Source organism: Ignavibacteria bacterium (assembly GCA_016873845.1).
In the GTDB taxonomy this organism is placed as follows: domain Bacteria; phylum Bacteroidota; class Ignavibacteria; order Ch128b; family Ch128b; genus JAHJVF01.
On sequence record VGVX01000036.1, the window covers coordinates 19,051 to 28,477 of the forward strand.

At 36.4% G+C, this 9,427-nt stretch carries 11 protein-coding genes; 1 reads left to right on the forward strand and 10 read right to left on the reverse strand.

What is annotated here, in order from left to right:
- Positions 1-3 precede the first annotated feature (3 nt).
- Positions 4-546, reverse strand: coding sequence for a hypothetical protein (locus FJ213_08065; protein ID MBM4176113.1), 543 nt, complete (start codon positions 544-546; stop codon positions 4-6).
- A gap of 542 nt (positions 547-1,088) precedes the next feature.
- On the opposite strand from FJ213_08065, the gene FJ213_08070 reads away from it, so the two are divergent.
- Positions 1,089-1,610, forward strand: a complete 522-nt coding sequence (locus tag FJ213_08070; protein ID MBM4176114.1) for a hypothetical protein — start codon at positions 1,089-1,091, stop codon at positions 1,608-1,610.
- A 367-nt stretch (positions 1,611-1,977) separates the two neighbouring features.
- On the opposite strand, the gene FJ213_08075 is transcribed toward FJ213_08070, so the two are convergent.
- The 9 genes from FJ213_08075 to FJ213_08115 form a co-directional block, all read right to left on the reverse strand.
- Positions 1,978-2,961 carry a thioredoxin-disulfide reductase gene (locus FJ213_08075; protein MBM4176115.1) on the reverse strand — a complete coding sequence of 328 codons (984 nt, stop codon included), beginning with the start codon at positions 2,959-2,961 and terminating at the stop codon, positions 1,978-1,980.
- 97 nt (positions 2,962-3,058) lie between these two features.
- The gene (gene queG, locus FJ213_08080; protein MBM4176116.1) at positions 3,059-3,982 is read right to left on the reverse strand and encodes a tRNA epoxyqueuosine(34) reductase QueG; all 924 of its coding nucleotides are present in this window, start codon (positions 3,980-3,982) and stop codon (positions 3,059-3,061) included.
- A gap of 1 nt (position 3,983) precedes the next feature.
- On the reverse strand, positions 3,984-4,310 hold the full coding sequence (locus FJ213_08085) for a Rieske 2Fe-2S domain-containing protein (protein ID MBM4176117.1): 327 nt from the start codon (positions 4,308-4,310) through the stop codon (positions 3,984-3,986).
- 48 nt (positions 4,311-4,358) lie between these two features.
- On the reverse strand, positions 4,359-5,207 hold the full coding sequence (locus FJ213_08090; GenBank protein MBM4176118.1) for an MBL fold metallo-hydrolase: 849 nt from the start codon (positions 5,205-5,207) through the stop codon (positions 4,359-4,361).
- Positions 5,208-5,290: 83 nt separating this feature from the next.
- Positions 5,291-5,626 (reverse strand): 4Fe-4S dicluster domain-containing protein, encoded by a 336-nt coding sequence (locus tag FJ213_08095; GenBank protein MBM4176119.1) that lies wholly within the window; start codon positions 5,624-5,626, stop codon positions 5,291-5,293.
- Positions 5,627-5,860: 234 nt separating this feature from the next.
- Positions 5,861-6,601: a methanol dehydrogenase gene (locus tag FJ213_08100; GenBank protein MBM4176120.1), complete on the reverse strand. Its 741-nt coding sequence runs from the start codon at positions 6,599-6,601 to the stop codon at positions 5,861-5,863.
- 3 nt (positions 6,602-6,604) lie between these two features.
- Complete coding sequence (locus tag FJ213_08105; protein MBM4176121.1) at positions 6,605-7,213, reverse strand: LemA family protein; 609 nt, start codon at positions 7,211-7,213, stop codon at positions 6,605-6,607.
- A gap of 42 nt (positions 7,214-7,255) precedes the next feature.
- Positions 7,256-8,617 (reverse strand): PFL family protein, encoded by a 1,362-nt coding sequence (locus FJ213_08110; GenBank protein MBM4176122.1) that lies wholly within the window; start codon positions 8,615-8,617, stop codon positions 7,256-7,258.
- A gap of 208 nt (positions 8,618-8,825) precedes the next feature.
- The gene (locus FJ213_08115) at positions 8,826-9,251 is read right to left on the reverse strand and encodes an ACT domain-containing protein (GenBank protein MBM4176123.1); all 426 of its coding nucleotides are present in this window, start codon (positions 9,249-9,251) and stop codon (positions 8,826-8,828) included.
- Between the last annotated feature and the right edge of the window lie 176 nt (positions 9,252-9,427).

Below are 9,427 nucleotides of genomic sequence, written 5' to 3' on the forward strand. Positions count from 1 at the left end.
TTCTTATTTCCGTTTCCAATGATTCTCAGAGTAAAGCATCAATTCCTTTCCGGGTGGCGATAATTCAAAATACTCCTTGAATTCATTTTCGTTAATTATTTCGTAAGTTAATTTTGCTATAAAGCCAGATGGAACATTCTCGATTGCTTCAGAAAAGAAAATCAATTTTTTCTTATCACTCGAAAGACTATCTAGAATGTATTGATTAACAAAGCCTTCAACATGGAATTGTCTCATAACAAATTTTTTTCTGAACTTATCATAACTGATGAATGCCCAATCCTCGTGAATTTCTCCTTTCGGATTTTTTTCTTGCGGTTCAAAAGTAGATTTATTCTTCCAATGTAAATATTTTCCTTGCATTATAAACTCGATTGTTCTCTCGCCCTTACCGATACCGGCTTTGCCTGTTTCATATCCCTCCCATTCGCCAACGAAGAAATCGAAATTACTCCAAAGACTTAAATCTTTTTGTGCATAAACATTTTGAAGAAAGAAAATGGAAATTGTCAAACAAATTGAAATAAAGTTTTTCTTTAATTTCATACAAATCCTCTTACTATCAACAATACAAATTAAGTCATTTTCCTATATTTCTATAAACAAATTTCTTTTGAAAGAATTCAGTTTTGTATAAATTTAATAAGTTTTTTGATAATTAAGATTGTGTAAAATTGATGTCGATAAAAATAAGGGAATCTGAGACTAGATATTCGCTGATTGATCCGCAGCTTGGACAAGCTGACTGGAATCTTGCAGACCATACTGCAGGTTGGTTTTGAAATCCTCATTAAAATTATATTAAGTCATTTATAACGTTATTTATTGATTACTGTTTAAAAGGAATAATGTAGAAATTTTTGCTATATTTTTATTTATTATTCAATTATGTCTAATGATACTGCTAAGGTATCAATTGTAAGTCGAATCTCTGATTCGACAAAATCTCAAAACGAAGTTTCACGAATAAAGGAAATATAAATGCACATAAACATTACTATGCTCAAACAAAAAATAGACTCCCTTTGAGACAAATTCTGATTGATCAAAAATGTAACTAAAAATTTTTTTTCGAGAAATTATAATCATTGAAAAGATATAAAACATATTACAAACGCAATCTTCCACATTATCAACCGCCGGGACATACTTTTTTCGTTACGTACAGATTAGATGGGTCTTTGCCAATTGAAGTAATAAAGAAATTAAAAGCAGAAAGAGAGAAAGCCTTAAAAGAGATTTCCTGTTATATTAATATTAAAGTACGTAAAGAAAAATATAAAGCTTACCAATCGCAATATTTTAGTAAATTCGACAAACTTTTAGATAATTCAAGTTATGGACCCAAATGGTTAAAAGAAGATCCTGTTGGACAAATAGTTAAAGATGCACTCCACTATTATGATGTTAATACTTACAACTTGATTTGCTATACAATTATGCCAAATCATGTCCACCAGGTCTTCACCCCCATTGTAGGTCGAATCTCCGATTCGACAAATGACGGAAAAGCAGAATCTCGAAACGGGGTAGATGTAGATCGAATCTCTGATTCGACAATACCAGAAGTTGAAGAAGTTGATTTCCAAATAGAGTTTCGGATTATATAGTGACTAAAATATTACAGGATTTGAAAAAGTACACTGCAGGTAAATGCAATAAAGCTCTCAATCGTTCAGGCCTATTCTGGCAACACGAGAGTTATGATCACGTTGTGAGAGACCAAAATGAATTAAGAAGGATTATAAAATATGTACTCAACAATCCTGTAAAAGCCGGCTTATGTGAAAAATGGGAGGATTGGAAATGGAGTTATTGCAATTTTGAATTATTAGTATAATACAGTAGGTCGAATCTCCGATTCGACGTCTAAAAGAAACGAAAAACATCGAAACGGGGATTCGATTTACAAATTTGTAGGTCGAATCTCCGATTCGACAATAAAAGTAAATATGAATCTCGAAACGGAGTTTCGACTTACATAGCCTGTGCTTCCAGCCATCGTTCAGCGTCAATTGCCGCCATACAGCCCATTCCTGCCGCAGTTACTGCTTGACGGTACGTTTTATCTGCAACATCACCAGCCGCAAAGATGCCATCAATATTTGTATATGTTGAGCCGGTTTTGACTTTTAAATAACCCGATTCCTCCATATCTAGAATACCTTTGAAAATTTCTGTATTTGGTTTATGTCCGATTGCCATAAAAATTCCATCGATTTTCATTTCAGTAATATTGTTAGTTTTCACGTTTCGTAATCTGACACCTGTAACCATTTTTCTTCCATTCTCATTCCCGCCTGCCCCTTCAGCCCAACTTTGGCGGGCAGGTTTTCCAAGAATCTCTTCGACAACTTCGTTTAATCGAAATTCAATCTTTGGATTTTTCTTTGCACGATCCAACATAATTTGAGATGCACGGAATCCCTCACGTCGATGTACGATTGTTACTTTCGATGCAAATTTTGTGAGATAATTCGCTTCTTCCATTGCCGAATCCCCGCCGCCAACGACAATTACTTCTTGTTCTTTAAAAAAGAATCCATCACACGTTGCACATGCCGAAACTCCAAATCCCATATATTCCTGTTCCGATGGAATTCCCAAAAGTTTCGCTGAGGCACCGGTTGCAACGATTACTGCATCGGCAGTATAAGTTTCTTTTCCTGAAATTAGTTTGAAAGGTCTGCTGCTGAGATCAACTTTATCGATGTACTTGTATTCAAACTCAGCCCCGAAACGCTTTGCTTGCTTTCGCATTACATCCATTAATTCCGGTCCCATAATGCCATGCTCGAAGCCAGGATAGTTTTCGACTTCGGTCGTTATGGTTAGTTGACCACCAGGTTGATTTCCTTCAAATACGAAAGGATTCAAATTTGCACGTGCTGCATATATTGCTGCGGTAAATCCAGCAGGGCCTGATCCAATGATTATAACTTTTTTATGATTATCTGACATAAACACTCCATATTTTTATTTACAATTCAATTCAGTATAATTTCATCAATATCACCAGTGCAATAGGAACACAGATTATTATGATGATTATGATTCATTATGATTTTAGAAATTTAAAATTTCGTTTTAAAGCTTTTAGTCCTGCTCGCCTAATCGGACTATGCTTAAATTTTGTTTTAAAACTCGATTCATCAAGTTCATCAAAAGATAATTCTTTAATGGTATTAGATGCAAATTCTGTTTCACAGGTTTCAGTCTGAAGTTTAATATTCCACGGACAAACATCTTGACAAATATCACAACCGAAAATAAAGTTTTCAAACTTTCCTGCAAGTTCTACGGGAATAACTTTTTGGTTCTCAATGGTTTGATAAGAAATGCATCTATTTGAATCGAGGACATACGGTTTAATGATTGCTTCAGTCGGACAGTGTAACATGCAAAGATCACACTCCCCACAGAGGTCAAGAATAGGAGAATCATGATTTAATTCAATTGAAGTCAGAACCGTCCCAATGAAAAACCAAGAGCCAATCGAAGTGCTGATCACGTTGGTGTGTTTTCCCATCCAACCGAGTCCGCTTCTCACAGCCCAGACTTTATCCATCGTTGGTCCGTAGTCTACGTAAAATTTATTTTTAGATCGTGCATCAATCTCAAATAGTATTTTATTGACTGATTTAAATTTTTTCTCAAAAACTTTATGATAATCTTTTCCCCAAGCGTAACGGGAAACTTTACCATAGTTTTTCAACTTACTAGGTTCACCGACTTGATAATAATTTAATCCCAGAGAAATAATTGATTCAGCTTCAGGCAGCACCTTTTTTGGATTGATCCTACCCTCAAATCTTTTTTCTATCCATTTCATTTCAGCATCAAATTTATTGTCAAGCCAAGTACGGAGATTTGACGCCTCAAAAGTTAGTGCTGCAGCTTTAGTGAATCCAACTAAATCAAAACCGAGACCAAACAGCTTTTGCCGGAGTTCACTGGTGCGTATACTTTTTTCGTCTGACATGTTACCACAATCGTTTTGGAATCTTTATAAAAACTTCATTCCCGCTCATTTTAACTTCATACGATTTTATGCTGCTCATATTGCAGGTTGATTCTCCAGTTGCAAGATCAAATGTCCAGCCGTGGATTGGACATGCAACCGAGCCATCCTTTATTTCACCTTCAAATATTTTTCCGACATGATTATGAGGACAAATATTACTCAGAACATACACCTTTGAATCAACTCGGAACACAGCAAATTCATTATCCTCAATAACTATTCTCACTCCTCGATTTTGAGGAAGACTTTCCAGGGAACAGAGTTTTTTGAATTCATCAGCTGGCATTAGAAGATTTCATATTCTCTATTTAATTTTTGTCGAGAGATAAAAAATTTAATCATTGATGAGATTTTTTTCTTTAATCGCGAATCCTTTTTCAGTTGAAGTGATCGTAACAGAATTCACAAATGGATCATGCTCAAAAAACAGAATCCAATTTTCTTCATAAGCTTGCGGAAGAATTTTTTTCTTTTCTTCAATAGTTGTTACGGGATAAAGATCATATCCCATCACATATGGGAACGGAATATGACTCGCAGTCGGGATCATATCCCCAGAATAAAAAATCGTTCTTTCTTCCGAAGTGAGTTTTACATGCTGCTGTTTTGGGGTATGGCCGTTAGACGCTAAAATCTCCACGCCTTCAAATAGTTTGAATTCACCTTCTGTCAGGATAAGTTGATCATGATCTTTTAACGGTAAAAAATCATCGATTAAAAAACTCGCACGGTCTTTATCTGAAGCATTCATTGCCCACTCGAAATGTTCACGTTGGATGTAATACTTAGCATTTGCAAATGTCGGAATGATCTCATTATTCACTTTTTTTGTTGAACCACCGCAATGATCGAAGTGAAGGTGAGTAAGAATTACATCTGTGATGTCATCTGTATTTAGATTGCACTGATTCAATGCTTCATCGAACCAGCCGTTTGAATTTTGAATACCATAGATCGCATTAAATTTATCGTTGTTCTTATTTCCCGCACCAGTATCAACAAGGATTTTACGGTCGTCGGATATTATGAGTAATGATCGCATTGATAAAGCTATACGATTTCTCTCGTCTGCTGGATTTGTTTTTTCCCAAAAAACTTTTGGAACAACTCCAAACATAGCACCACCATCGAGAGCAAATTGTCCAGTTACAATAGAGTGAACTTCAAATTTTCCAAATTTCATAATTAAATAAATACTGATAATGGTTTAAAAAAAGAAAGTCGACATTTGTGTATCGACTTTCACATAAAATATTTTTAGATAGCTTATGCTCTTCCGAGAGAATCGAGATAGTCTTTTTTCTTTAGAAGCGCAGCTTCATCTTCGACATGATTCGGATCTGGTACGCAGCAATCAACCGGACATACTGCAGCACATTGCGGCTCATCATGGAATCCTTTGCACTCAGTACATTTATCCGGAACGATATAGAAAAATTCCTCCGAGAAAAATCCACTTGCACCTGAGGGTGAATTGTCTCCGGCACCATAAGTGTTTCCGGCTAGACTCCATTCAGCGGCTCCAGCATAGATAGCTGTATTCGGACATTCGGGTTCACAAGCACCACAGTTAATACATTCGGTTGTGATCATAATTGCCATAAAAAAATCCTCCAGTTTGTTATAATTTCAAGAAATAAATTTTAAGAATTGTTATTAAATAGATTTCAACACTAAATTCTAATTAAAACTGCTGCAAGCTAAAGAAAAGAGATTATTATTTCAATTGAGAAAAAAATTATCAGTACTATAATGTCAATTTTTACCGAAATTTTAAGGCTTCAAAAACTTTAAAAACCTAATAAACTTTACAAACTTCGATACTTTATACTGAGTTCACCAGCTCCCGCTTGCTCCGCCCCCGCCGAAGGACCCGCCGCCGCCTGAAAATCCTCCGCCGCCGAATCCACCTCCACCCCCGAAACCTCCAAAGCCACCGAATCCACCCCAGCCTCCTTTGCTTCCTGAATTCCATCCACTGTTATTATATTTCCAACCTTTTCTGCCCGCTCTCCTTAGCAAAGGAAGAAAGAATAAAATAATAAGAAAAAAAATAATGAATGGCAGAATTTTTAATTCTGGTGATTTCAATTCATCTTCAGCTTGATACTCACCTGCAATTGCATCCTGTAAAGTTTTAATTCCGGCTAGGATACCTTCGTAATAATTTCCACTTTTAAAATATGGAATGATAATATTTCTAATAATTGAACTTGAAAGTGCATCAGTAACAACTCCCTCCAACCCATAACCGACCTCGATCCGCAAATCCCTATCATCTTTTACGATTAGAAGAAGTAATCCATTATTTTTTTCTTTCTGGCCGATTTTATTTTTTTCAACCACTTGAATGGAATAATCCTCTAAAGGATGATCATCCAAAGTACTTATGATAAGAATCACAATTTGATTTGAAGTTGTGTCCTCGTAGGTTTTAAGACGGGATTCTAAATCAGTAGTTTGAGTAGAAGTTAATGTTCCAGTATAGTCTGTAATCCTATTTTTTAGAATAGGAATTTCCGACTCGGCAATCGCAAAACACAGGAACAAACCGAGCCAGAAAATTAAAACTCTCATTAATTAAAATTGAACTTTAGGTGCTTGTTCAGCTCCTGCTGCTGCTTTGAAATATTGTTTTTCTCTGAATCCTGCTATACTAGCGATTAAATTTTTTGGGAATCGTTTAATATCTGTGTTGTATGCTTGAACAGCGTCATTGAATCGCTTCCGCTCTACTGAAATTCTATTTTCAGTCCCTTCCAATTGCGATTGAAGTTGCAAGAAGTTTTCATTCGCTTTTAGCTGAGGATAATTTTCGACTGCAACAAGCAAACGTGAAAGTGCACTGCTCAAACCATCCTGTGCCTGTTGGAAACGTTGAAAGGCATTTGGGTCGCTAAGCATCTCTGGTGTTAGATTTATCTGCCCAACTTTTGCTCTTGCCTCAGTTACAGCAGTGTAAGTTTCTTTTTCAAAGTTCGCTACACCTTTAACTGTCTCGACAAGATTGGGTATCAGATCAAATCTTCTTTGATACTGATTTTCCACTTGCGACCAAGCGTTGTTCACTCCTTCATCCAAAACTATAATTGAATTGTATTGTGATACTCCCCACGAGATCACAAAGAACAGGACTACGAGAATTGCGCCTACGATTCCGCAGCCGATTAGTAAACCTTTTTTCTGCATTCACTCTCCCTTATTTTTTTTCTCTCTATTTTAATATAGTGATTAATTAGTTAAACTTCGAACTGGTGCAGGTATCCTGCCGCCGCGTGAGACGAAATCATTTGCTCTTAAGTTCCGCACCTCCATTATTGGTGCTGAGCCAAGCAATCCACCGTAATCGACAATTTCACCAATCTTTTTTCCATAAGCTGGAATTATCCGAACTGCGGTCGTTTTATCGTTAATAATCCCAATCGCACATTCGTCTGCAATGATTGCTGCGATCGTCTCAGCCGAAGTATCGCCAGGAACTGCGATCATATCAAGTCCGACAGAACAGACGCTCGTCATTGCTTCGAGTTTTTCTAGAGAGAGATGACCTTTTTGAACTGCTTTGATCATTCCTGCATCTTCGGAAACTGGAATAAATGCACCACTCATTCCACCTATATATGAGCTTGCCATCAATCCACCCTTTTTTACTGCATCATTTAGCATGGCAAGTGCGGCAGTTGTACCAGGCGCACCGACCGATTCCAAACCCATAGCTTCAAGAATAGATGCAATGCTATCACCTTCAGCAGGAGTTGGTGCAAGAGAGATATCTACAATTCCGAAGTTCACTTTCAAAGATTCAGCAACTTTTCGTCCAATCAATTCACCGGCACGAGTAATCTTAAACGCAACCTTCTTAATTGTTTCAGCTAATTGTCCAAGGTCAACTGCTCCGGCTTCTTTGATTGCCTGTAAAACAACTCCTGGTCCGCTAATTCCCACATTCAGCGAAGTCTCAGGCTCACTAACACCATGAAATGCGCCTGCGACGAAAGGATTATCTTCCGGGACATTGCAGAATACTACAAGCTTTGCACAACCAACAGAACCTGCATTGGCACTGAGCCTTGCAGTTTCTTTAATCTGTTTGCTCATCAAATTGACAGCGTCCATATTAATGCCAGCTTTTGTCGAAGCTACGTTTACAGACGAACAGACTCTATTTGTTTCGGCAAGTGCTTGAGGAATTGCTTCTAATAATTCCCGTTCACCATTAGTGTACCCTTTTTGAACAAGAGCACCAAAGCCGCCGAGAAAATCAACACCGACCTTTTCCGCAGCACGATCGAGTGTTTTAGCAATTTTTATGAAATCACCTCTTTTGAAATTATCGAATGCAATTGAAATTGGAGTAACAGAAATTCTTTTATTCGCTATGGAGATTCCAAAACGTGTTTCAATTTCCTTTGCAGTTGATACATGATTTTCTGCAACACGTGTGATTTTCTCGTAAATTTTTTGACATGCGACATCTATATCACGATCTGCACAATCTTTTAAATTAATTCCAAGTGTGACAGTGCGAATATCGAAATGTTCAACTGCTGTCATCCGGATTGTTTCTAATATTTCTTCAAACTCGTAAGGCATGGTAATTAATGGAAAATGTAAATTGTAAAATGTAAAATGGAGAATTATCAATTGAGAATTGAGAATGGAGAATGGAGAATTGAGAATCCTTTATGCTATACTTTATGAACATTTAACTTTATAAACTTTATAACTTTAAAAACCTTTTACTTTATGAACTTTTAATTTTATAAACCTTAAGCTTTATGAACTTTACGAACTTTCAAACTTACAACCGATGCATGTACCTAAAAACATCTTCATGCTGAATGAAAATTTTAATATTCAATTCTGCCGCGACTTCCTCCAAAAGACCGGAAATTTCTTTAAATGATTTTTTAGTATTCGAGATATCGACAATCATGATCATTGTGAAAAATTCTTGTAATATCTTCTGCGTAATATCCTGAATATCGCAATCGTTCGCAGAAAGTACAGATGAAATTTTACTAACTACGCCAGGCTGATTGATCCCATATGATGTAATTATCACTCGCCCGGAATCCATTGGTTCTTGACTAAAATTGCCATTACTCATAAGAGTTTCAACCTTGCGGTAAACATTCTCTCGAATTTTTTCAGGAGGAGCTTCTTCGCCGAGTTCTTTTATTACATCGATGGTTATTTCTCTGATCTTCGCTTCAGATAAGTTCAAGGTTTTGGTCCTTTATATTCAAACTGTAAATAATTTAACCAATTATTAAGAACTTTTGAATTAAAATTTTCTGCAAATTTTTCTGTGTTTTCAATATTACCAGAATAAAATCTATACCAAATCAGAGACATTATCATTACACCATCAAAATCTCGCTTGGAAGAAAATGCATCTGC